Genomic DNA, 21,730 nt, shown 5'->3' with positions numbered 1-21,730 from the left:
ATTGAGTTCGTTCACAACTTTAACATGCTATTCGGTGGATTCGCAGCCAGATTAACTGTAAAAAAGTGGTCGAACCTTAGCATTATCAAATAATGATAAGGATTTTTGATATTCGGTGTCAGTTAACGTTAACCACAAATCCGAGTATGATCGCCCATCTGTCTGCGACACCACAATAAAATCGATAAAATAGTAAGGAAGGGAGCTATGGCTCTAAGTCTACGCCAAGCCTTTTTTCACAACTTCTTGGGCCAGGCGCCTAAGTGGTACAAATTGGCAATCATCGCCTTTTTGGTGATCAATCCGATTGTCTTCGCGATCGACCCCTTTATCGCCGGCTGGCTGCTGGTGATTGAGTTCATCTTTACCCTGGCCATGGCTCTGAAGTGCTACCCGCTTCAGCCCGGCGGCCTATTGGCCATCGAAGCTGTGGCCATAGGCATGACCTCACCGGCAACCGTGCTCCATGAGCTGGAAGCCAACCTGGAAGTGATTCTGCTGCTTATCTTTATGGTAGCGGGCATCTTCTTTATGAAGCAGCTACTGCTGTTCATCTTTACCAAGCTGGTGACCAAGGTCCGTTCCAAAGCCTTGCTTTCCCTAGCCTTCTGTTTCTTCTCTGCCTTCCTGTCTGCCTTCCTCGATGCACTGACCGTAATCGCGGTAATCATTGCGGTAGCCATTGGTTTCTACACCATCTACCACAAGGTGGCATCGGGTAAAGATTTCACTCAGGATCACGACCACAACAACGACGAGCAGGACGACCTGTGCAAGGATGACCTGGAGCAGTTCCGTGGCTTCCTGCGTAACCTGATGATGCACGCCGGTGTGGGTACCGCCCTCGGTGGTGTATGCACCATGGTGGGTGAACCTCAGAACCTGATCATCGCTGCCCAGTCCAACTGGAACTTCGCCGAATTCTTCGTGCGTATGTCCCCGGTGACCATACCTGTACTGGCCGCCGGCCTGCTGACCTGTGTGCTGGTAGAGAAGTTCAAGATCGTGGGTTACGGTGAAGAGCTGCCCGAGTCTGTTCGCAAGATCCTGGTTGATTACGCCGAGTATGAAGATAAGCGCCGTACCAACAAGGACCGCGCCATGCTGATCATTCAGGGCCTGGTAGGCCTCTGGCTGGTGGCTGGCCTGGCTCTGCACCTGGCGGCCGTAGGTCTGATTGGTCTGTCTGTGATCATCCTGACCACCTCCTTCAACGGCATTATCGATGAGCACTCCCTGGGTAAGGCATTTGAAGAGGCTCTGCCCTTTACCGCCCTGCTGGCCGTATTCTTCGCCATCGTAGGCGTCATCATCGAGCAGGGTCTGTTTGCTCCTGTGATCACCTGGGTACTCTCCTACTCCGGTAAGACTCAGGCGGTGATGTTCTTTATCGCCAACGGTCTGCTGTCCATGGTGTCCGACAACGTGTTTGTGGGTACCGTGTACATCAACGAGGTGAAGACCGCCCTGCTGGAAGGCAAGATCACCCGCGACCAGTTCGACATGCTGGCTGTAGCCATCAATACAGGTACCAACCTGCCCTCCGTTGCTACCCCCAACGGCCAGGCAGCCTTCCTGTTCCTGCTGACCTCGGCTCTGGCCCCGCTCATCCGCCTCTCCTACGGTCGCATGGTGATTCTGGCCCTGCCCTACACCATAGTGATGTCTATTGTAGGTCTGGCGACCATCGAGTTCGGCTTGCTGGATAACCTGACTCAGTACTTCTATGAGATGCACTGGATCAACCACCACTCAGTAGCAGAAGCAGCCGCGGGCGCCATCAGTGCCGGCCACCACTAAATGATAACGATTTAGAACTGCATATTGCCTTCTGATAAAAACGCCCTCACAATTTGAGGGCGTTTTTTTGTAAGTTTTTCAGGAGTCACCATGCTGGACCAAGCCCGACAATTCACCTCTGAGCGACGCAGTTGGTTGCTGCTGGCTGCGTCAGCCCTGGCATTGGAGCTGATCGCCCTGGTGTTCCAGTACGGCATGGATCTCAAGCCCTGCGTCTACTGCATCTATGTCAGGCTGGCGGTGTTTGCCTTGATGCTGGTGGCGCTGATCACCGCCATCCGTCCCGATTACAAGCCCTTGCGCACTCTGGGCTTTCTCGGCTGGGCCGGCAGTTCTGGCTGGGCCCTGTCACTGAACCTGACACTGCATGCCAAGCAGACTGCGCCGCCGACCCTGTTCGGCTCTACCTGCGACGCCATCCCCAACTTCCCACTCTGGGCCCCTCTGCACGAGTGGATTCCCAGTGTCTTCATGCCTACAGGAGACTGCAGCGACTCCCCCTGGTCCTTCCTGGGCTTCTCCATGGCTCAGTGGCTCATCGGGCTGTTCGCCGTGCATCTGCTGCTGTGTCTGCTGTTCTGGCTCACCACTCTGAATGAGAAGAAGGGCGGCGAGTGCTGCGGTGGCAGTTGTCACTAGGGTCAGTAAGTCTTGCTAAGAGAGTGCTTGCACTCCCCCTAGCTCAAACTGGCTTCGAGCATCACTGACTGTCGCCTGAAATTTGAGTAAAAAAAAGGGCTGCCATTGGGCAGCCCTTTTTCAATCCAAGACGATTAATCCAGCTTAAAGCGGCTCACGATCCCCAGGAGCTGGGTATTGACCGCAGCCAGGCTGTTGGCTTCATCCAGAGTCTGGTTTCCACTTTCAGCCAGCTTGAGCACTATCTCACGGATGGCGGTCATGTTGCGGCTGATCTCCTGGGATACACTGCTTTGCTCCTCTGCCGCGGTAGCAATCTGGGAACTGAGATCGTTGATGTCTGACACGAAGCTGCTCATGGTCTCAAGGCTGCCGGACACCTCCTGGGCACCACTGGCCGTCTCTTCGCAGGTTTTCTTGGTGCCAGCCATGGCCGTCACCACTCTGCTTGAGCCCTGCAGCAGTACCTCAAGAGCCTTTTCAATCTCAGCGGTGCTCTGCTGGGTCCGCCCCGCCAGCGCCCGAACCTCTTCGGCCACCACGGCAAATCCACGCCCCTGAGCCCCCGCCCTGGCTGCCTCAATGGCGGCGTTCAGGGCCAACAGATTGGTCTGGTCCGCTATCTCACCTATCACCTTGAGGATGGAGTTGATGCTGTGGGTTTCATCACTCATGCTCTGAATGTTACCTGCGGTCGCCTCTACCTCGCCCACCAGTGCAGTCACTGAACTCTGAGCCTGAGCCACAATCACCTTGGATTGCTCGCCCGTCTGGTTGGCTTCGCGGGTATACTGTGCCGCTTCCGCTGCGCTGCTGGCTACCGTCTCTGCCGTGGCATTGAGCTCCTCCATGGCAGTCGCCACCTGATCCGTCTCGGACATGTGACTGGCCAGAATCGCCTCGTTCTCTTCCGCTTGGGTCTTGAGTACGTCGACGCCATGGGCCAGTTCACCAGTGACCTGACGGACTTCCAACATCATGGTCTGTAATGACTCGACAACGGTATTGATACCGGAGGCAATCTGCCCCAGATCATCATCGGAGCGAACCTCCAGCCTCTGGGTCAGGTCCCCTTCCCCCTCAGCCAGATCCTGAACCCGCTCCTTCAGCGCTACTATGGGGCGATACAGGTAGTTCAGCATAACCACCAGCACCAGGGCGGAGATCAGGGTGCTGATGACGCCGGTCAGCACCACCGTCTGATTCGCTTCGGAGACAGACGCATAGACCACATCCTTTTCCACGGCGATCAGGAAGTACCAGGAGTTGCCTCCAGGCAGAGGAACCCGATTGGCAATCACCAGCTTGTCGATGCCGTTGAGCACATACTCAGAATATAGGCTGTCGCTGGTTAACACGCTGTTTGCCTGCTCGCCCAAACCGGGCACCGCAGACAGTGGCGTCTGTACCGGGGCAAACTTGGAGGTAGTGGCAATGATATTGCCGCTTTGCTCAGCAAGAATGGCAATGGTACCAGGAACAAGCTCCACCTGGCTCAACACCTTATCCAACTCGCTCATTGCCAGACTGGCGGCCACAACCCCCTGAGACGCAGGCTTTACAATGGATAGATAGGGCGTGTTGTCACCAGGTACAAAGTAGACATCAGTAACCTGAGTATCAGTGCCAGAACGACCCACCCGGTACCAATGACGACCGGTCACCTCCTGGCTGGGCTGCAACACCCCCCGAGGCCACCCCTTAAAAGCTCGAGACGCATAACCTTCGCCACTTTCCAGCCCCAGCATCATACCGGGAAGTCCGGTGACCAGTTCCGCCTCTTTCAGGGCAGACAGGTATTGATTCTCGTCCCATCCTTGGTGGCCATCAAATAGCTCAGCCAGACCATCCACCGCCCGGTGGCCTCTCTCCACCAGTTCACTGATTGCCTGGCTCTCATGACCCACCGCCTGCTCCATGGAGAATTTAACCTCCTCGCTGACAGCAAGACTCATATTTCTCGCTGAAATGACACTGGTGGCCGCCAGAGCGAGAACCAGCAAACCCAAAGACATCGCCATTAAGCTGGCTTTAAAACTCATTCCTTTCATAGATCCATCCGCCTGGATTATTTAAGTTCCAACCCCAAATAAGACTTCATTCGCACTCTTTGAATAAGCCAATAAGAACGCAACCCCGGCACCGGACTATGATCAAATAAGCCGGTGTCATTATTTTGTTTATGGCAATTTTTTTGGCGCGATTAGAAACGGTATTAAGTGTGCGCAAGACAGGTTGACCGGGCCATGGCCCGTCACCGAGGAGGGCATGTTAAAAAATTTATGCCAGCACGCAACATAACTTAAACACCCTTATTTATCAGTCACATGCGATGGCGATCACCTTCGACCCGCCGAGCCGGCATAGTAATATCACAACCGGAATAGAGAGTGCACTTAAAAAGTGTGACTTATTGAACCTGGTTAAGACATAAATTAACCATGACAAAATTAATGCATTCGCCCTGCCATATATTTATTCCCCTCGCAAGAGATAATTTCGCGCATTTACTTTCTATGACATTCATAGAGTAAATAAATCAGACTGATCAATAAAATTGATCGATCGGGTCATTTTAAATCTATTTTTCTGATCGCAAAATTAAAACCGTTCAATCACCGAGTTGAATAATATTAATTTCCCTATAATGACAATGCCATCTTATCTTGCCCAAATAGCCAGTCACAGGACAAATTCCTATGAAAACGGCCATAAAAAAAGGCGTGCTAAGCACGCCTTTCTCTTCAAGAGAGTGTCAGTCCACATCGTCCAGCGGCCATACCACAATGAAGCCAAAAAGATCCGGGTCCGGGCCTACGTCCAACTCACTGAGTACCTTGCGACGAACCGACATCCCTTGCTGATGCATCTTGGACTTGTTGCCGGTGATCAGAGGGTGCCAACTGGGCAAACCACGCCCCTCATGAAGACGGCGATAGGCACAACTGGTGGGCAGCCAGGCAATGGTACCCACATTCTCGGGAGTCACCTTGTAGCAATCCGGCACATACTTGAAGCGGGTGTCATAGCGGCTGCACTGGCAGGTTTTATCATTCAGCAGCTGGCAGGCGATATTGGTGAAGTACACCTCTTCGGTATCATCATCGATCAGCTTGTTCAGGCAGCACTTACCACAGCCGTCGCAGAGTGCTTCCCACTCCTGCTCACTCATCTGGGTTAGTGGCTTATGCCAAAAAGGTTGCTCTGCACTCACCGTTCTACCTCTACTACTCATCTACCACGGCCCGTTGGGCGCAGCATTATAGCGATCATGGCAGAAAATTTCACTAGGGCGGGCTTTGTTTGGCGTTCAGCTTAAGGCTAGCCATGGCCACAATCAGTCACGGCATACCGTTGCTGATGGAAGGGGGGGGATCAAAGAAAGGGGGCCACTGCCCCCTCTGACGTTACTGTGAAAACTTGATTCTGTCTGCCAGATGGCCCACGGCAGCAACAAAGTAATGGCTGCGGTTCCAGCGCATTAGTGCATCATAATTGGCGTACGCCAGGTAGCTGCGCCCTTCGGCATCATCAGGTTGAACCAAAGAGGCCTGAATCTCCCGGGACGGCAGATCCGAACCATCGAAACGGCGGACACCCAGCTCCTGCCACTGAGAGAGAGGCAGCTTCACGTTGAGGCCTGTCTGCTCCTTTTTCACCGGCTGGGTGAGGGTCACCTGCCTGGCCCAGGTTAGATCGTCACGCCAGCCAACCTGTTTCAAGTAGTTGGCTGCAGACGCAAAGACATCGGCCTTGTTGTTCCAGATATCCTTTTTGCCATCACCATCAAAATCTACGGCATAAGCCAGGAATGAGGTAGGCATGAACTGGCATTGCCCCATGGCGCCAGCCCAGGAGCCTTTCATCTGATCGGCACTGATGTGCCCCTCTTCGAGTATGGTCAGTGCGGCAAACAACTGATCTTTGAAAAACGCTTCTCGTCTCCCCTCATAAGCCAGAGAAGTGGTGGCTCCCACCACGGAGAAGTTGCCGGTGTAGTTACCAAAATTGGTCTCGATACCCCACAGGGCCACAATGAATCTGGGCTGCACACCGTAGGCTTTACCTACTTTCTGCAACAGTTCACTGTGCTGCTTCATCAGCTTTCGCGCTTTAGCGACTTTCCAGTCTGGCACGGCCTGAGGCAGGTAGGTATCCAGAGTCTTCTTGAATTCAGGTTGATTGCGGTCGGCCTTGATAGCCCGCTTATGCAGCTTGATGCCGGCAAACGCAGAATCTATGGTCCCCTGACTGAAGTCGCGCTCTGCGGCTTCCTTTTTCAACTGCACCACATACTCTTCGAAGCTCACCTTGTCTGCTGCCTGCAGTGGCAAAGCCATCGCCAGACCCAGTGTCGCTAGCCATTTGAGTTTCATCTTCGCTCCCTAACCTTGGGTTCACTCTTCCTGTTGTGACTTGAGCCACTCTTTGTGGGACTTGAGCAGATCCTCCTGGGGTGGAGGCAGTTGCAAATAAAAGCCTTTGTCACTCAGACCTTCTCGCACCTTGTCGATGTCCGCCTGAGCCAACTTTCCAAGTTTGGACAGAGGCAAAATCATGACAAATTCCGGCCTGCCGAACATCTCCATCAGCGCTTTAGGAACCTGAGAAAAATCATCCCGTTTGTTGATAAAGAGGTAGGTGTCGAGCTTTTTGGTACTTTTATAAATCGCGCAAATCATAGGTATTCTTTTCTGTTCAGCGGCTTGCTGACTGTCGGTGATAGCCACTATAGCATGGCCGGAGTTAAACCCAATTCAGCGTTTCTGATGCCGTTCACGGTTTTCCGTCTTCTGACGCTCGCCTTTCTTGAGCAGCAAGTAGATGGCGCCGTTGCCCCCGTGCTGCCTCAGTGCCGAGTGGAACGCCAGAACTTCCGGCATCTGCGGCAACCAATGTGCAACATAGCTCTTGAGCAGCCCTTTAAAAGGACGGGTATGCATGCCTTTACCGTGCAGCACCAGAGCCGTTCTGACCTCAACCCTCTGGCAATCCTTGATGAACTGTAACAAAGTCTGTTTGGCCTGAGCGACACTCAGGCCATGCAGATCCAGCCTGGCATCCACCTGGTATTTACCCAGCCTCAGATTCTTGTATACGCCATGCTGAACCCCGTCCCGAGCAAAGCCAATGGGGTCCTCCGGTTCAACGGGCGCCACCCCCTCGTCACTGACGCCGTCACTGTTGCCGCTGCCATCGGTTTGCGCCGCAAACCTTCGTGCCAATTGGGCTTCTGTGGGTCCCTGCTTTGGCTGCAAAGGGCTGTGCTTGTCCTGTTTCCCTATGGGTTTGACGTCGGCCATTGCATCCAGAAACTCATCCATCTCGTTTGATTGCATATTAGCCTCCGCTTAGGTGATAACTCTGCTAGTATACCCAATCCAAAATTGGCGTTGAGTGACTGACGGTCTGACCGCTCACCATTTGCCCACGGGAGTCCGGGCTCTCGTGTCAAACTTTGTAATGGTTTCAACCTTTACAGATTTTGCCCCCTACGGCGATAGTAAAGGTGTGTATTAAAGGTGGAGCACGATACGTGCGCATTCTAGCCCTGGTGTTGACCCTAATGGCGGCTTTACCCGTCGTCGCGGCCGACATCAATAAAGAGATTAATCAGGTCTACGGCAGCATCAGTCAGGCCTATAACGAGTTGGACACCGATCGCCTGGTGCAGTTCTACAGCGACGGTGCCTGCCTGATCAGTGCGTCCAAAGAGGAGGGGCTGCTCTCCGGCCGGGACCAGATCGCCAAAGGTTTTGGCCACTGGTTCAAGAAGATCAAAAAGCGGGGCGCCGAACTCAAAGTCCACTACCGAGTGGTCAATCGACGGGTCTCTGACGGCACTGTGACCGACGCGGGTTATTATCTGGTGGTGTACACCCCGGATCGCAGCACCGAACAGCCTGCCAGCGAGTTTGTCGGCAAGTTCATCATGAGCTTCCAGAAGGACAAGGCCAACCAATGGCGTATCATCAGTGATTCAGCCAATCGCACCAAGGTGAACCGATTCCTGGACGCCAAACGCAAAGAAGGCCTGTTTTACGAAGAGTACCGACCTGCCACCACCCAGGACCAGGAAAAGCGCAGCCGATGAACCTTTGCCATTGTGGCAGCGCCCTTCCCTTTGAGAGTTGCTGCCAGCCCTTTCATCTCGGTGAGGCGTTCGCCACCACCCCAGAGCAATTGATGCGCTCCCGCTACTCCGCCTTTGTCACGGCCAAAGCCAGTTATCTATTGAGCACCCATGATCCGGACACCCGTCAGGGGTTGACCGAACAGGCGCTCAAACAGAGCTGCGAAGAAAGCGACTTTATTGGCCTGCAGATTTTGGATGCCCCACCGTTTCAGCAGGATGAGGGTGAAGTGGAGTTCCGCGCCTGGTACCGACAAGGTAAAGAGATCCTGGCACTCTGGGAACGCTCCCGGTTTCGTCGCCTGGACTCCAACTGGTATTACCACAGTGGTGACATCCAGCCAGCCATCAAACTGGGGCGGAATGATCCTTGCCCCTGCGGAAGCGAAAAGAAAGCCAAGAAGTGCTGTCTTTAAGCGGAGTTTCTGCAAAAAAAAAAGGAGTGCCTCGGCACTCCTTTTTCAATTCTAAGTCTTGTTAACCAGCCAGAGTCATCTCGAAGATGATGCGCTCTGCCGCGCAGCTGAAGATCAGCTTTCCAGTCAGTACATTGTTCTCAGCATCCCACTGAGTGTCGGTATCAACCTCAGCGAAGCGAGCTTTGGCCTTTTGAACATAATCGTCGAAAAAGCCCATTGCAGACTGCTCATCGGAACCCTGAACCGGCAGAGTCAAAATGTTGTCCTCTTCCGCAATGATGGCGCCAATATCCATATAGCAACCGCAGGTATCGCAACCAGCGCCCTTATTCGTAATGCTCATCTGTTACCTCTGAAAACTGATGGGGATTCAAGCTAGAGTATAGCCTTCAAGAGCGGGCCTCTGATTTGACGGAGATCACATTGGTATAACCAATTTACCGATTGGGTCAATTGGTTATACCAATGCTCCCGCCTGCAGACGCTGAGCCGCCAGCAACTGCTCCAGACGCCACTGACCAGGCTGCCTAGCGGCCTGAACCTGAGCATCCTCACGCTTCACGCTGGGAGAGCAATTATCCAGGGCCTGTTGCATGGCAGCGCTGTGGCTTCCCTCATACACCAGGGCATCAGGATCCAGACAATGCTGCAGGCGACTTTGAGACAAGCCGGATTGATGGAAGGCACTGGCAATGCGACAGCTGCGCTGTGCATCTTTGTACTGAGCCTTGGCTTGCTCAGGCTCTGGCAGGGCAAAGCGCTGTCGCAGATCCTGTTCCTGCTCTTCGGTGGGTTTTGGTAGTTGAAATTCCGCATGCAGACGGACGTCTTGCGACAACATGGCTAACATTAAGCCAAAGTCGCTACGTCTCTCTGTTTGAATGGCCTGACTCAGGGAATCCCCGAGCTGCCACTCATTGACCAATATGGCCTCAGCCTGCATAGAAAACATCCAAAAATCATGAGTTCAGTCTCTTTATCGGCCTAACGACATAAAACTTTAGGAAAAAGTTGGGCTAAAGGCTTTACACATGCGAAAGCTTTGCTACTATAGCGCCGCACTTGTGGAGGGGTTCCCGATTGGCCCTAAAGGTAACGGCGAACAGACATGTCTGATTCTCTGGCCTCACGAGCGCTGTGTTAGATAGAAGCACGTTAAACAATCTGTCTAGAGAATTCCGTGGAGGGGTTCCCGAGTGGCCAAAGGGATCAGACTGTAAATCTGACGGCTCCGCCTTCGAAGGTTCGAATCCTTCCCCCTCCACCATCACTCTAAAAGCGCTGCCCGCCCGGGCGGCGCTTTTTTCGTTCAGCATCTGCTGTTCCCCCTAACGCCCAACAGTTCCCTATTCTCCATAGACTTGCCGCCAAGCTCTGTCCTCAGGACAAACTCCACGAAGAGAAACGGGAAATTGCAAGATTCATGGCCAGTTGCAGCTATGGGTGCTCGCCAGCACCTCCAACGGCCATTACAATCTCATGAAGTTTTAACCTAGAGATTGCGACATGAATCACCCGACTGTGGTCACCGGCAGCCAGGGACTGCTAGGCCGATGCCTGGTGCGAAAGTTGGCTCATCAAGGGCCGGTCATCGCCCTGGATCATCTGCCAGCCAATAACACCCTGTTTGAAGGCCTTGCTGTCACTCAGGTGCAACTGGACCTTGCCGACAGTGAGGCGATAATTCGCTGGTGTCAGTCTCTGTCCGGCCCCATCTCAGGGCTGGTCAATAACGCCGCCATTGCCGACCCTTATCACCCAGGCCTGGCCAAACTCACACTGGAGCAGTGGAACCGTGTCCTGGCAGTCAATCTTACTGCACCCATGTTGCTGGCCCAGGGCGTGAGCCCGCTGATGGAGTCAGGTGGCGCCATCGTCAATGTCGCCTCGACCCGGGCCCTTCAGTCTGAGCCCAACAGCGAAGGCTATGCCGCTTCCAAAGGAGGCTTGGTGGCCCTGTCTCACGCCCTTGCCGCCAGCCTGGGCCCCCGAGTGCGAGTAAACTGCATCAGCCCGGGCTGGATCAGTGACAGGCAAGACCTAACGGAAACAGACCATCAGCAGCACTGGGCTGGCCGGGTCGGCCAACCGGAAGACATTGCCGAGGCAGTGTTGTTTTTGCTCAGCGACCGAGCGGGATTTGTCACCGGACAGAACTGGGTGATTGATGGCGGCATGAGCAAGACCATGATCTATCAGGAGTAGCATTTACCGCAGTTGTTGGTCACACTGACGCGATTGCCCATTATCAAGCCCGACAATGACCGGAACCAATCTGCTGATTCTCATTGCTCTATCTGCCATTTGGGGAGGCTCTTTCCTGCTGCTTCGCATCGGAGTACCGCAATTTGGTCCGGTGTCTCTCATCGAGTCTCGCCTGGTACTGGCCGCCCTGTTTCTGGGCATCATGGCACTGGCGATGGGTCGAAACCTTCAATGGCGCAGCCGCTGGCGCCATTACCTACTGTTGGGAGGCATCAACTCCGCCCTGCCCTTTCTGTTGCTGGCATTCTCTGCGCAAACCCTGTCTGCGTCATTGATGTCCATCCTCAATGCCACCACCCCCATCTGGGGTGCCCTGCTTGCCGCTGTATGGGGAAGAGCACCCCTGACCCGAACTACGGGGCTAGGGCTGGTTCTGGGCACGGCAGGCGTCGCCATTCTGGTGGGGTTTGACGCCATCACCCTGACCCCTGGTGCTCCACTGGCGATCGCGGCCAGCCTGAGCGCCTCTCTCAGCTATGCGGTTGCCAGCATGTATGCCAGAAGCCGAACCCAAATCAAGCCTTTCGACAACGCCCACGGCAGTCTGTGGGGAGCCTCGTTACTGGTGTTGCCTCTGGCCCTGATGCTGCCCCCACCCTCCATGCCTCAATCCTCCATGTGGGGTGCTGCGATCACTCTTGGCGTACTTTGCACCGGCATCGCCTATCTGATGTACTTCCGGTTGGTGAAAGAGGTGGGCGCGGCACCAGCCCTGACCGTGACCTTTCTGGTGCCGGTGTTTGGGGTGCTTTGGGGGCACTGGCTTCTGGATGAGGTCCTCGGCCTGCACACCCTGGGGGGCTCGGCCCTGGTGATCTGTGGCACTGCTCTGGTCACTGGTTTTTCTCCCCGCACTTTGATTCAAAAACGCATTCAACGTTGAGCCAACTACACTGAGAGACAAGGTTAAATGACGGAGTCTCTCAATGTCTGACCACGACTTTGCCGCCGAGCTCTCCCCCACCCAGGACCGGGCCGCAGGCGCCATTTTAGGCTCGCTGATTGGCGATGCCCTGGGCGTTGGACCGCACTGGTATTACGATTTGGAGGAGCTCAAGCAGGCCCACGGCACCATCAATGGTTATGTGGCGGTTCAAGCTGGGCGCTATCACGAGGGTGTCGCGCTAGGAGATGTATCTCAGACAGGACAGTTTCAACAACTGTTGCTGGAAAGCCTTGTGGCCAGAGGTCGCTATCAGGAGGAGGACTATATCCGCCGGCTGGAGCCACTGCTGGACACCCTCGACGGCGAGCCAGAAGGAGGCCGTTTCACCGAACAGCCGGTACGGGATATCTGGTATGCCCTCAAGGTCGAGGGCAAGCATTGGCATGACGAGGACTTTCCCTCCCTGGCGGACACGTCGGAAGCAGCCCAACGGGCGGTGCTGATAGGCGCCCGCTATCAAGGCGACCTGATGCAGGCAGGACTTCACAGCGCCGCCTGCGCCCGCCTGACTCATGGGGACCCTGCCATAGTGACCGCTTCCACCGCCTTTGGCATCGTCATTGGCGCCCTGGTCGCTGGTACACCTCTGGACGGTGCACTGGGCACCCGGATGCGCGGTTTGATTCAGCAAGGATTGTTGCCCTTCACTCATGCGGTGTTGGTAGAAGAACGAGGTGAAGGGCATGCCCCGGCCCGGGCGAACCGAGAGCTACCGTTTCCCGATGTGTTTCTCGGCATGGGCTGGTGGATTCAGGCGGCGCAAAGCCCTCACATCCAGGTTGAGCCGCCAGAGGCTGTGGCACAGATCTACGGCATGGCCTGTTCCCTCACCATGTTAATGCCCGCCGCCTTTTTCCTGGCGGCCCGCTATCCGGATTCGTTCGAGACACCGGTCATGGTGGCCATCAACAGTGGTGGTAACAATATGGCCAGAGCCGCAATGACCGGCGCTCTGTGCGGCGCTCACCTGGGGCTGAGCGCCATTCCCAAACGGCTGATTACCGGTCTAAAGGGCCACCGACGTTGGGTGAATGACGCCATCCAGGTGGCCAGGGATGGCGGGTAAATGCACACCCTGCGTTTGTTGAACAGGCCCCACAGGAAACCGTCAGGATCATGCTTTGAAGTCTCGACAATCCTTTGCCACAACAGACACCTCCGCAATGAGTCCATCGTCAGTGCCATAGTACCAATAGGTCAGAGCCCTTCCCGTGTTGAGAATGGTCATCGACTGTGCACTCTGGCAGGTGCCTTCAATCAGAAGGGGCGTGATAGCATCATGAAACTGTTTGGAATCAACATCATCTGATGTGTAGTCAACCAAGGAATAGACGTAATCCACTGTGCCGCTCGTCAAGATGACATCATCAAGCTGGGTATCGTCATCGACCATGGCCGGCAGCTTTTCTTTCAGTGCAACTACCTGTTCTTCGAGTTGAGCCTCTGAGATTCTGTCGCTTAAGAGAACATCAGCCAGTGAAACCGCATTCATCAGCACCACAATTCTGGCCAACACCGTCCAAGAAGTACTCCCTGTGTAGTTACCAGCACTTCGCCAGATGGCGATCAGGATGAAGACCAGATAACCCCGAAACAGCCAACTCAGTCCCGTCACCATAGTAAGCCCGTATTCGCTGGTCACGATGGCAAGGGTATTCTCCTCGACCGTCCAAGCAAACAGCCTGCCGCCTACTGCGGCAACAAGGCCCCCAAAGAGCCAAAAAGTAACAGGCAGGGAGACGTCCCCGGCAAACAGACGCCGAATAAGGCCTTTCTTGTCCATGTGAATAAGTGCTTCCGTGTTCATATCTTATAAGGGTGGTTGAGTGATATGTGCTGATTAAGAGATGGACCCGTTCCCCAGCCCTTTTCTCCGACAGATAGCCAATTTGGCTTTGCATAACATACAGATACCAAACAAATTCAAAAAGGGAACGGTTCACAAAACCATCAGGAAATAGAGGCCCCTTCTTCAGTAGCCGCTGTGGTCCTGCTCCTTCAGCGGCGTGAGGAGATACCCCAGGCCGTTGTGTTTGATCTCCAGCAGCAACGCCAGCTTCTCGCCCAAGTCCCCCGGAGGCCAGCCTTTATTTTGCATCCACACCAGGTAGGCGATGGGTAGATCCGCCATCACCACCCCCTGATACTTGCCAAAAGGCATCCTTCTGGTGGCCAACTCTCTTAACACTTCGGACTGCATTGGGTACCATGCTCGCTTGATTTGAATAATGGGATCATAAAGATGTCACGTCGTTGGGTAAACTGGGCCATCGCCCAGATTGAAGCGGATTTTCAGCGCAGCGCTGATACTCACCTCATCAAACTGGAGCTCCCCTGCCTGCCGGAGGTCGATCTCTACCTGAAAGATGAGAGCACCCACCCCACCGGCAGCCTGAAGCACCGTCTGGCCCGCTCGCTGTTTCTCTATGGTCTGAGTAACGGCTGGATCACCAAAGGCACACCCATTATCGAGTCCTCTTCCGGTTCCACCGCCGTCTCCGAGGCCTACTTTGCCCGCCTGCTGGGGCTGCCCTTTATTGCGGTCATGCCCCACTCCACCGCTCAAAAGAAGATTCGCCAGATTGAGTTCTATGGCGGCCAGTGCCACCTGGTTGAGCCCAGCCAGATCTACGTGGAGTCTGAGCGCCTTGCCCATGAGTTGAACGGCCACTATATGGACCAGTTTACCTATGCGGAGCGCGCCACCGACTGGCGAGGCAACAACAACATTGCCAACTCCATCTTTAATCAGATGGAGCGCGAACGCTTCGCCATTCCCCGTTATGTGGTGATGAGCCCGGGCACCGGCGGCACCTCAGCCACCATAGGACGCTATATCCGTTACCAGAAACTGGATACCGAGCTGTGTGTGGTGGACCCGGACAACTCTGTCTTTTTCGATTATTACCATCAGGACGATGCCTCCATCAGCATCGACAGCAGCTCTCGAATCGAGGGGATCGGCCGTCCTCGGGTTGAGCCTTCGTTTATTCCGGGCGTTGTTGACTTAATGCGCCAGATTCCCGATGCAGCCTCCGTCGCCACGGTTCACTGGCTGGAGCAGGTACTGGGCCGTAAAACTGGAGCCAGTACCGGCACTAACCTGTACGGCGCGCTGCAACTGGCCTCGGAGATGGCCAAACGTGGCGAGTCCGGCTCCATTGTTACCTTAATCTGTGACAGCGGGGAGCGTTATCTCGACAGCTATTATGATAGTGACTGGATCGCCACCAACATCGGTGACATTCAGCCTTACCTGGCCAAGCTGGAGGCCTTTGCCCAAACAGGAGAACTTAAGTGACCGCAGTAGTACGCAAAGCCGTAGTGGTATTCAGTGGTGGCCAGGATTCCACCACCTGCCTGGTACAAGCACTAAAACAGTATGATGAAGTGCACGCCATCACCTTCGATTATGGTCAGCGCCACCGGCTTGAGATTGAGATTGCTCAGCAACTCAGCAACAAACTGGGCGTTGCGGCTCATAAAGTCCTGAACGTGGGAGTGCTCAACGAACTGGCCATCTCCGCATTGACTCGTGACGATATCCCGGTGGATCACGGCCTGGCGGACAATGGACTGCCCAACACCTTTGTTCCCGGCCGCAATATTCTGTTCCTCACCCTGGCCGGCATCTATGCCTATCAGATTGGCGCAGAGGCAGTGATCACCGGCGTCTGCGAGACCGACTTCTCCGGGTATCCAGATTGCCGCAACGACTTTATCAAAGCGATGGAATCGGCTCTGGTGCAGGGTATGGACCGTCCTCTGCAACTGGTCACCCCGCTGATGTGGCTGAATAAGGCGGAAACCTGGGCCATGGCCGACCACTATGGCGCCCTGGAACTGGTACGGGATGAAACCCTGACCTGTTACAACGGCATCAAAGGCAGTGGCTGTGGTGATTGTCCTGCCTGCCACCTGCGCAGCCGTGGATTGGAAGAGTACCTGGCTGACAAGCAATCCATTTTGGCTGATACCCAAAAGAAGGCCCAGCTTGTATAGAGATCGCTGGGGTTTCCCCTCCCCAAACCAATGGGGCATGCCCCTTGCCCTTGCCCTTGCGGCCATCGGCCTCTACCTGAGCCCGGCACTGTCCGAATCGCTGATCTGGTCACGTAGCGGTCTGGAGCAGGGGCAATGGTGGCGGCTGATCACCGGTCACCTGCTTCACAGCAACGGATACCATCTGTTGATGAACCTTGGTGGTATGGCGGTCATGCTGGGGTTGTTCCAACCCCACTTCCGGGCACGTTCTCTGGCTATGCTGACCCTGTTCAGCGCCATCGGCATTGGGCTTGGGGTTTACTGGTGGGTGGACGGAACACAAACCTATGTCGGCCTATCCGCCATACTGCACGCCTGGTTTGCCTACTTTGCCATACAGGACTGGCGCAGTGGCAGCCGACTGGGGCCTCTGCTTCTCATCGGGGTACTGGCTAAGGTGATCTGGGAGAACGTTGTGGGTGCCAGCGGCGACCTTGCCACCCTGATCCAGGCCAGGGTGGCGGTGGAGGCCCATCTCTACGGAGTGATCTCCGCACTACTCTACATGGGCATCAGTCAGTGGGCCCATCGAAGACAGGTTGCGGCTACCAGGTAACTGCGTAGCTGCCTTTACCATTACCTTCCTTAAAGGCCAAGGCCATCTGACGATAAGCCTGCTCGTAATCCCCTTCTGCGGCCGCTTCATAGGCCAGGTTGTCACGAACCGCTTCGCGGATCTGGCCCGCTGCAGTGGGGTAATCTCGCAGAAGTTGGTTGATGTCCGGCTCTTCGGGTTGATCATAGTTCCAGCTCATCTGGCCGGAGTCGAATACTGACGCCTGGTGTCCAAACGGCATCAGCTCGGCGCGATGACTGTCGACGGTTCGAACGCTGGCCTGATCAACATCGGGAGCCCCGAAGATCAGTGCCGCTATCGCCGCAGCGGCGAACAGGGTGGTTCCCAGAAGTTTACGCATGGTCTGCCCCTCTCCTGCCGGCAGAGCGGTTTCCTCCCTGACTATCTGCCGCAATTATTGCGGCATTTGGCCCCAGCCGGTGTCATGCCGAAGGCCGCGCTCCTGCGGCCTGGGTATGACTTAAGTATGGGCTATCCGGACGCCAACCGCTCCCGAAGCGACTCGATTTGGTCGCGTAGAGCCGCCGCCTGCTCAAACTCCAGATTTCGGGCATGGTCATACATCTGAGTTTCCAAGGCTTTAATCTCCTTAGCCACAGATTTGGGATCCACAGGCTTATACTGAGCCTTAGACTCCGCCACCTTGCGTTTGGCAGTTTGTCCCGGACGCCCACCAATATCCATCACATCGGTGATCTTCTTATTGAGTCCCTTAGGCACAATTCCATGAGCCTGGTTATAGGCATTCTGCTTTTCGCGGCGGCGGTTGGTCTCATCCATGGCGCGGCGCATGGAGCCTGTCACCTTGTCCGCGTAGAGAATCGCCTTACCATTGATGTTTCGAGCGGCACGACCAATGGTCTGGATCAGGGAGCGATCGGAACGCAGGAAGCCCTCCTTATCCGCATCCAGAATCGCCACCAGAGAGACCTCGGGCATGTCCAGCCCTTCTCGCAGCAAGTTGATGCCCACCAGTACATCGAACTCGCCCAGACGCAGATCCCGGATGATCTCCATCCTTTCCACTGTGTCGATGTCTGAATGCAGGTAACGCACCTTGATGCCATGTTCATCCAGGTACTCAGACAGATCCTCCGCCATACGCTTGGTCAGGGTGGTCACCAGAACCCGTTCCCCAAGTTCAATGCGTTTGCGAGCCTCTGAGAGCAGGTCGTCCACCTGAGTCGCCACTGGCCGCACCTCCAGTTCTGGATCCAGCAAACCGGTGGGGCGCACGACCTGATCGATCACCTCATCATGGGATTTTTCCAGCTCATACTTACCCGGTGTTGCAGAGATGAATATGGTCTGCGGGGTGATGGCTTCGAACTCTTCAAACTTCAGCGGCCGGTTGTCCATGGCAGAAGGCAAGCGGAATCCATATTCCACCAGCGTCTCTTTACGGGAGCGGTCCCCTTTGTACATGGCGCCAACCTGAGGCACGGTGACGTGGGATTCATCGATCACCAACAGGCCATCGTCGGGGAGATAGTCCAGCAGGGTTGGCGGCGGCTCGCCGGGAGCTCTGCCAGAGAGGTAACGGGAGTAGTTTTCGATGCCTGAGCAATACCCCAGCTCCAGCATCATCTCGATGTCGAACTGTGTGCGCTCCTTGAGCCGCTGAGCTTCAATGAGCTTATTGTTGTCCAGCAGAAACTGATGGCGCACCTTGAGCTCCGCCTTGATCGACTCAATCGCCTCCAGTACCCGCTCCCTAGGGGTCACATAGTGAGTTTTAGGGTAGACAGTGGCACGGGCCACCTCCTTCTCCAGAACACCAGTCAGGGGGTCAAACAGAGTAATGCGCTCAATCTCTTCATCAAACAGCTCTACACGCACCGCATGTCGCTCAGAGTCGGCGGGGAAGATGTCTATCACCTCACCCCGAACACGGAAGGTGCCGCGCTCGAACGCCATGTCATTGCGGGTGTACTGCAGCTCGGCCAGACGCTTGAGTATGTCTCTCTGGTTGATGATGTCGCCCTGACGCAGATGCAGCAGCATAGCCATGTAAGCGTCGGGATCACCCAGGCCGTAGATGGCCGATACCGACGCTACCAGTACCACATCCTTTCTCTCCATCAGGGCCTTGGTGGCGGACAACCGCATCTGCTCGATGTGATCGTTGATGGACGCATCCTTCTCGATAAAGGTGTCGGAGGCCGGCACATAGGCCTCAGGCTGATAGTAGTCGTAGTAAGAGACGAAGTATTCAACCGAGTTCTCTGGAAAGAACTCCTTCATTTCCCCGTAAAGCTGCGCTGCCAGGGTCTTGTTGGGTGCCATGATGATGGTCGGCCTGCCCATTTGGGCAATCACATTGGCCATGGCAAAGGTCTTACCCGAGCCAGTCACCCCAAGCAGTGTCTGATGTGCCAAGCCAGACTCAATACCGTCGACCATCTTCGCAATGGCCTCTGGCTGGTCTCCAGAGGGTTTAAAAGGGGCATGCAGCTTAAAGGGACGACTCATTCGCTTCCTCTACGTTGACGGGCTTCACCGAGCACAGCTGTCCATTGACAATTCGCCAGGCGATGTAGGCAGTGATGAAATTGGCCGTGGTCGCGCCAATAAAGACACCGGGCAGTCCCGCGATCTTACCACCGATAAATGCCAGAGGCAGGTACATCGCAAACAGGCGTATCATGTTGAGACCAAGGGCTCCCATTGGCCTGTGAAGGGCATTAAGACTGGAGTTGGAGAGAATGACCACTCCCTGGGCACCATAGGCCAAAGGGAGGATGACCACCAGCAGAGCGATGATACTGGCCACCTCGGCGTCTTGTCCAAAAGCACCCCCAATCCGGTCGGCCATCAGGAACAACAACAGATAGAGTGCCCCCTGAAAGAGCAGCACAAACTTGATGGTGCCCTCATAGGCTGCCCTGACTCTGTCATGGCGCCCGGCGGCAAAATTCTGGCTGATAAAGGGAGGCAGTGTCATGGACAGCGTCAAAATCACCATGGTCACCAGTGACTCCAGCCGTCCACCGACTCCGAAGGCGGCCACTGCCTCTTGACCATATTGGGCAATGATGGCGGTCATTCCCGCCATGGCTATCGGAGTCAGCATGTTGGAGCCTGAGGCAGGCAGAGCGATATGCAAAATGGTTTTAGCGGCTTTGATTCGGCATGACCAACTGACCTTCCAAGCGATGGCTTTCATCTTGCCAAACAGCATATAGAGAATAAATGCCGAGCTGACTGCATAGCCAATGACGGTCGCCAGGGCGGCTCCCTGCAACCCCATTTCAGGAAAGGGTCCCAACCCGAAAATAAGCAGGGGATCCAAGGCAACGTTGATTGCAGCACTTAAAGCCATGACCAGGCTGGGTAGGCGGGTGTTACCGTTGGCTCGCATCACCGCATTACCCACCATGGGGAAGGCGACAAAGATTCCGCCTAACAGCCACACATTCATAAACTCACTGATGACCGGCAGAGCCTCCGGGGTCGCCCCAATCAAGAGAAAGATAGGATCGTGCAGCAGCCATACCAAAAGACACAGAATGAGGACCAGGACACCGGAGAGAACCACAGCCACACCTCCCTGGTGTTTGGCCAGCAGCGTATCCCCCCGCCCCAAGGTATTGGCTACGGTTGCCGACGTCCCTACCCCCAAACCGATGACCAGGCTGATCACCGTAAAGGTTACCGGAAATGTGAAACTGAACGCGGCCAGTTGCTCAGTTCCCAGCATACTGACGAAATAAGCGTCAACGAAGTTGAAGCTCATCAGCATCGACATGGCAATCAACATAGGCCAGGTCATACGCCAAAGTTGGGTCGAAACACTGCCCTGAGTCAGGTCGTGGAAGGTTGATCGGCTCACAGGGCCTCCAGAGGTTCAATATCTGTCAAATTGGGCTGCTTCAGAACAATATCCGGCAAATAATACACAGAGGGAGTATCGGCGATTAAACACACAATTAAATCTGTCTCATTTCTAGACCATTTTCCGACAAATTTTATAAGCCATTGATTTTAAAGGAATCAAACTTACTCACAGAGTGCCATCAAATTTTAACAAAGCCCATGATTTCGGGCCTTAGAGCAGTTTGCTGAAGGTTAACTAACACACTTATCCACAAAAACAGTGGATAACGTTTCAAACCCCTTGAGCCGTGCGGTCTAGAGAGATGTCAATAGTTCGGGGTCGAACATGAGAAAAAACTTAAGCTGAAGTAATGGCATGGAGATTGCGCGGCTATTTTCAACGCAAAGTCACTGATGACTGCAGCAATGAGATCTTACAACTACCTAAATTTTAAGTAGTAATAACCTATCTTATAGGTAGGAATTGTAGCATCGAATGACGCACTAAACAGGTGCAAAATTGGCTAACTGGTTATTAATAAAATCGAAAGGATGACAAGAATGTGGTTCAAACGCCACCAATGGGTCGTTTTGCACCTTTTCCGTGACGTCACTGCACCAATAGAATGAAATCTTGGCAAATTATCGATTAGACCCGGCCGCCATGATCAGCCAAGCAGGGTTAGTGAAATTATCAGTGCAAATTACGTCATCCTTGTCTTGAGACTCATTCCTGGCAAAGCCGCTGCTCCCCAGAAAGATCTGCTGAAGTATCTGGGCTTTCCGGTAATTTATCGGGCCAGTCTTCGAAGGCTCATAAAGGGGTGGAGACAATAAAGCAGGCGGCTTTTTTAGGAACACTGGGCAGGCAAAGGAACAGGGCTTGGCGCTGCATTGCTTTCAGGCCGTAACGCAAGCGCGCAGCGGTTGAGGAAACAAAAAAGCCCAGCTCAGCGACATTTGACGCGAAGCGGCAACAAAAAGAAAAGCCCAGTTCTCGCGAACTGGGCTTTCTAAAGTGGCTCCCCCTGCTGGACTTGAACCAGCGACATATGGATTAACAGTCCACCGTTCTACCGACTGAACTAAGG

At 54.6% G+C, this 21,730-nt stretch carries 22 protein-coding genes and 1 tRNA gene; 11 read left to right on the top strand and 12 right to left on the bottom strand.

What is annotated here, in order from left to right; all coding sequences use genetic code 11:
• Nucleotides 1–207: 207 nt before the first annotated feature.
• Entirely contained in the window at nt 208–1,800 is a 1,593-nt protein-coding gene (gene nhaB / locus ACN0RV_RS08225; protein WP_417347155.1) for a sodium/proton antiporter NhaB, read from the top strand.
• Between the two features lie 90 nt (nt 1,801–1,890).
• The gene (gene dsbB, locus ACN0RV_RS08220) at nt 1,891–2,439 is read left to right on the top strand and encodes a disulfide bond formation protein DsbB (RefSeq protein WP_417347154.1); all 549 of its coding nucleotides are present in this window, start codon (nt 1,891–1,893) and stop codon (nt 2,437–2,439) included.
• Nucleotides 2,440–2,573: 134 nt separating this feature from the next.
• On the opposite strand, the gene ACN0RV_RS08215 is transcribed toward dsbB, so the two are convergent.
• From ACN0RV_RS08215 to smrA, 5 genes are all read right to left on the bottom strand, one after another.
• On the bottom strand, nt 2,574–4,394 hold the full coding sequence (locus ACN0RV_RS08215) for a methyl-accepting chemotaxis protein (RefSeq protein ID WP_417347153.1): 1,821 nt from the start codon (nt 4,392–4,394) through the stop codon (nt 2,574–2,576).
• 800 nt (nt 4,395–5,194) lie between these two features.
• Nucleotides 5,195–5,674, bottom strand: a complete 480-nt coding sequence (locus tag ACN0RV_RS08210; protein ID WP_417347152.1) for a YcgN family cysteine cluster protein — start codon at nt 5,672–5,674, stop codon at nt 5,195–5,197.
• 172 nt (nt 5,675–5,846) lie between these two features.
• A complete protein-coding gene (locus ACN0RV_RS08205) occupies nt 5,847–6,815 on the bottom strand; it encodes a lytic murein transglycosylase (protein WP_417347151.1) in 969 nt (322 codons plus the stop codon).
• Nucleotides 6,816–6,836: 21 nt separating this feature from the next.
• Complete coding sequence (locus ACN0RV_RS08200; RefSeq protein WP_417347282.1) at nt 6,837–7,121, bottom strand: YcgL domain-containing protein; 285 nt, start codon at nt 7,119–7,121, stop codon at nt 6,837–6,839.
• A 75-nt stretch (nt 7,122–7,196) separates the two neighbouring features.
• Nucleotides 7,197–7,778: a DNA endonuclease SmrA gene (smrA, locus tag ACN0RV_RS08195; RefSeq protein WP_417347150.1), complete on the bottom strand. Its 582-nt coding sequence runs from the start codon at nt 7,776–7,778 to the stop codon at nt 7,197–7,199.
• A 197-nt stretch (nt 7,779–7,975) separates the two neighbouring features.
• Between smrA and ACN0RV_RS08190 the strand changes: the two genes are divergently transcribed.
• Both ACN0RV_RS08190 and ACN0RV_RS08185 read left to right on the top strand, forming a co-directional pair.
• A complete protein-coding gene (locus ACN0RV_RS08190; protein WP_417347149.1) occupies nt 7,976–8,533 on the top strand; it encodes a YybH family protein in 558 nt (185 codons plus the stop codon).
• The gene (locus ACN0RV_RS08185; RefSeq protein ID WP_417347148.1) at nt 8,530–8,988 is read left to right on the top strand and encodes a YchJ family protein; all 459 of its coding nucleotides are present in this window, start codon (nt 8,530–8,532) and stop codon (nt 8,986–8,988) included. The genes ACN0RV_RS08190 and ACN0RV_RS08185 overlap by 4 nt, the downstream gene beginning before the upstream one ends.
• Before the next feature lie 61 nt (nt 8,989–9,049).
• Here ACN0RV_RS08185 and ACN0RV_RS08180 read toward each other — a convergent pair whose 3' ends face one another.
• Together ACN0RV_RS08180 and ACN0RV_RS08175 are read right to left on the bottom strand one after the other, a co-directional pair.
• A complete protein-coding gene (locus ACN0RV_RS08180) occupies nt 9,050–9,334 on the bottom strand; it encodes a DUF406 family protein (RefSeq protein ID WP_417347147.1) in 285 nt (94 codons plus the stop codon).
• A gap of 114 nt (nt 9,335–9,448) precedes the next feature.
• Complete coding sequence (locus ACN0RV_RS08175) at nt 9,449–9,934, bottom strand: VC2046/SO_2500 family protein (protein WP_417347146.1); 486 nt, start codon at nt 9,932–9,934, stop codon at nt 9,449–9,451.
• 239 nt (nt 9,935–10,173) lie between these two features.
• Here ACN0RV_RS08175 and ACN0RV_RS08170 point away from each other — a divergent pair.
• From ACN0RV_RS08170 to ACN0RV_RS08155, 4 genes are all read left to right on the top strand, one after another.
• A tRNA-Tyr gene (locus ACN0RV_RS08170) sits at nt 10,174–10,258 on the top strand.
• A 239-nt stretch (nt 10,259–10,497) separates the two neighbouring features.
• Nucleotides 10,498–11,196: an SDR family oxidoreductase gene (locus ACN0RV_RS08165; protein WP_417347145.1), complete on the top strand. Its 699-nt coding sequence runs from the start codon at nt 10,498–10,500 to the stop codon at nt 11,194–11,196.
• A 55-nt stretch (nt 11,197–11,251) separates the two neighbouring features.
• Complete coding sequence (locus ACN0RV_RS08160) at nt 11,252–12,139, top strand: DMT family transporter (RefSeq protein WP_417347144.1); 888 nt, start codon at nt 11,252–11,254, stop codon at nt 12,137–12,139.
• A gap of 43 nt (nt 12,140–12,182) precedes the next feature.
• A complete protein-coding gene (locus tag ACN0RV_RS08155; RefSeq protein ID WP_417347143.1) occupies nt 12,183–13,268 on the top strand; it encodes an ADP-ribosylglycohydrolase family protein in 1,086 nt (361 codons plus the stop codon).
• 48 nt (nt 13,269–13,316) lie between these two features.
• On the opposite strand, the gene ACN0RV_RS08150 is transcribed toward ACN0RV_RS08155, so the two are convergent.
• Nucleotides 13,317–13,985 (bottom strand): hypothetical protein, encoded by a 669-nt coding sequence (locus tag ACN0RV_RS08150; protein ID WP_417347142.1) that lies wholly within the window; start codon nt 13,983–13,985, stop codon nt 13,317–13,319.
• A 189-nt stretch (nt 13,986–14,174) separates the two neighbouring features.
• Nucleotides 14,175–14,402 (bottom strand): DUF3820 family protein, encoded by a 228-nt coding sequence (locus ACN0RV_RS08145; protein WP_417347141.1) that lies wholly within the window; start codon nt 14,400–14,402, stop codon nt 14,175–14,177.
• 42 nt (nt 14,403–14,444) lie between these two features.
• Here ACN0RV_RS08145 and ACN0RV_RS08140 point away from each other — a divergent pair, with 42 nt between their 5' ends.
• Genes ACN0RV_RS08140 through rrtA form a run of 3 tightly spaced genes read left to right on the top strand, consistent with a single transcriptional unit; the run spans nt 14,445 to nt 16,802 of the window.
• Nucleotides 14,445–15,503 (top strand): PLP-dependent cysteine synthase family protein, encoded by a 1,059-nt coding sequence (locus tag ACN0RV_RS08140; protein WP_417347140.1) that lies wholly within the window; start codon nt 14,445–14,447, stop codon nt 15,501–15,503.
• A complete protein-coding gene (gene queC, locus ACN0RV_RS08135) occupies nt 15,500–16,204 on the top strand; it encodes a 7-cyano-7-deazaguanine synthase QueC (protein WP_417347139.1) in 705 nt (234 codons plus the stop codon). The genes ACN0RV_RS08140 and queC overlap by 4 nt, the downstream gene beginning before the upstream one ends.
• A gap of 37 nt (nt 16,205–16,241) precedes the next feature.
• Nucleotides 16,242–16,802: a rhombosortase gene (rrtA, locus tag ACN0RV_RS08130; RefSeq protein ID WP_417347138.1), complete on the top strand. Its 561-nt coding sequence runs from the start codon at nt 16,242–16,244 to the stop codon at nt 16,800–16,802.
• Here the strand turns inward: rrtA and ACN0RV_RS08125 are convergent.
• From ACN0RV_RS08125 to ACN0RV_RS08115, 3 genes are all read right to left on the bottom strand, one after another.
• Complete coding sequence (locus ACN0RV_RS08125; RefSeq protein ID WP_417347137.1) at nt 16,792–17,163, bottom strand: hypothetical protein; 372 nt, start codon at nt 17,161–17,163, stop codon at nt 16,792–16,794. The genes rrtA and ACN0RV_RS08125 overlap by 11 nt on opposite strands.
• A 131-nt stretch (nt 17,164–17,294) precedes the next feature.
• A complete protein-coding gene (gene uvrB, locus ACN0RV_RS08120; protein ID WP_417347136.1) occupies nt 17,295–19,295 on the bottom strand; it encodes an excinuclease ABC subunit UvrB in 2,001 nt (666 codons plus the stop codon).
• The gene (locus ACN0RV_RS08115; protein WP_417347135.1) at nt 19,279–20,583 is read right to left on the bottom strand and encodes an MATE family efflux transporter; all 1,305 of its coding nucleotides are present in this window, start codon (nt 20,581–20,583) and stop codon (nt 19,279–19,281) included. The genes uvrB and ACN0RV_RS08115 overlap by 17 nt, the downstream gene beginning before the upstream one ends.
• Between the last annotated feature and the right edge of the window lie 1,147 nt (nt 20,584–21,730).

The sequence above is a fragment of the Ferrimonas sp. genome (assembly GCF_048263965.1).
In the GTDB taxonomy this organism is placed as follows: Bacteria; Pseudomonadota; Gammaproteobacteria; order Enterobacterales; family Shewanellaceae; genus Ferrimonas.
This window is presented reverse-complemented; position numbering and strand designations above follow the sequence as displayed.

Coding starts and splice junctions, on each gene's coding strand:
- nhaB (WP_417347155.1), top strand. CDS start 208: ATGGCTCTAAGTCTACGCCAAGCCTTTTTTCACAACTTCTTGGGCCAG.
- uvrB (WP_417347136.1), bottom strand. CDS start 19,295: ATGAGTCGTCCCTTTAAGCTGCATGCCCCTTTTAAACCCTCTGGAGAC.
- ACN0RV_RS08145 (WP_417347141.1), bottom strand. CDS start 14,402: ATGCAGTCCGAAGTGTTAAGAGAGTTGGCCACCAGAAGGATGCCTTTT.
- ACN0RV_RS08165 (WP_417347145.1), top strand. CDS start 10,498: ATGAATCACCCGACTGTGGTCACCGGCAGCCAGGGACTGCTAGGCCGA.
- ACN0RV_RS08215 (WP_417347153.1), bottom strand. CDS start 4,394: ATGAGTCTTGCTGTCAGCGAGGAGGTTAAATTCTCCATGGAGCAGGCG.
- ACN0RV_RS08140 (WP_417347140.1), top strand. CDS start 14,445: ATGTCACGTCGTTGGGTAAACTGGGCCATCGCCCAGATTGAAGCGGAT.
- ACN0RV_RS08125 (WP_417347137.1), bottom strand. CDS start 17,163: ATGCGTAAACTTCTGGGAACCACCCTGTTCGCCGCTGCGGCGATAGCG.
- ACN0RV_RS08200 (WP_417347282.1), bottom strand. CDS start 7,121: ATGATTTGCGCGATTTATAAAAGTACCAAAAAGCTCGACACCTACCTC.
- ACN0RV_RS08150 (WP_417347142.1), bottom strand. CDS start 13,985: ATGGACAAGAAAGGCCTTATTCGGCGTCTGTTTGCCGGGGACGTCTCC.
- smrA (WP_417347150.1), bottom strand. CDS start 7,778: ATGCAATCAAACGAGATGGATGAGTTTCTGGATGCAATGGCCGACGTC.
- ACN0RV_RS08175 (WP_417347146.1), bottom strand. CDS start 9,934: ATGCAGGCTGAGGCCATATTGGTCAATGAGTGGCAGCTCGGGGATTCC.
- ACN0RV_RS08115 (WP_417347135.1), bottom strand. CDS start 20,583: ATGTTGATTGCCATGTCGATGCTGATGAGCTTCAACTTCGTTGACGCT.
- rrtA (WP_417347138.1), top strand. CDS start 16,242: ATGCCCCTTGCCCTTGCCCTTGCGGCCATCGGCCTCTACCTGAGCCCG.
- ACN0RV_RS08205 (WP_417347151.1), bottom strand. CDS start 6,815: ATGAAACTCAAATGGCTAGCGACACTGGGTCTGGCGATGGCTTTGCCA.
- ACN0RV_RS08185 (WP_417347148.1), top strand. CDS start 8,530: ATGAACCTTTGCCATTGTGGCAGCGCCCTTCCCTTTGAGAGTTGCTGC.
- ACN0RV_RS08155 (WP_417347143.1), top strand. CDS start 12,183: ATGTCTGACCACGACTTTGCCGCCGAGCTCTCCCCCACCCAGGACCGG.
- ACN0RV_RS08180 (WP_417347147.1), bottom strand. CDS start 9,334: ATGAGCATTACGAATAAGGGCGCTGGTTGCGATACCTGCGGTTGCTAT.
- dsbB (WP_417347154.1), top strand. CDS start 1,891: ATGCTGGACCAAGCCCGACAATTCACCTCTGAGCGACGCAGTTGGTTG.
- ACN0RV_RS08160 (WP_417347144.1), top strand. CDS start 11,252: ATGACCGGAACCAATCTGCTGATTCTCATTGCTCTATCTGCCATTTGG.
- ACN0RV_RS08210 (WP_417347152.1), bottom strand. CDS start 5,674: ATGAGTAGTAGAGGTAGAACGGTGAGTGCAGAGCAACCTTTTTGGCAT.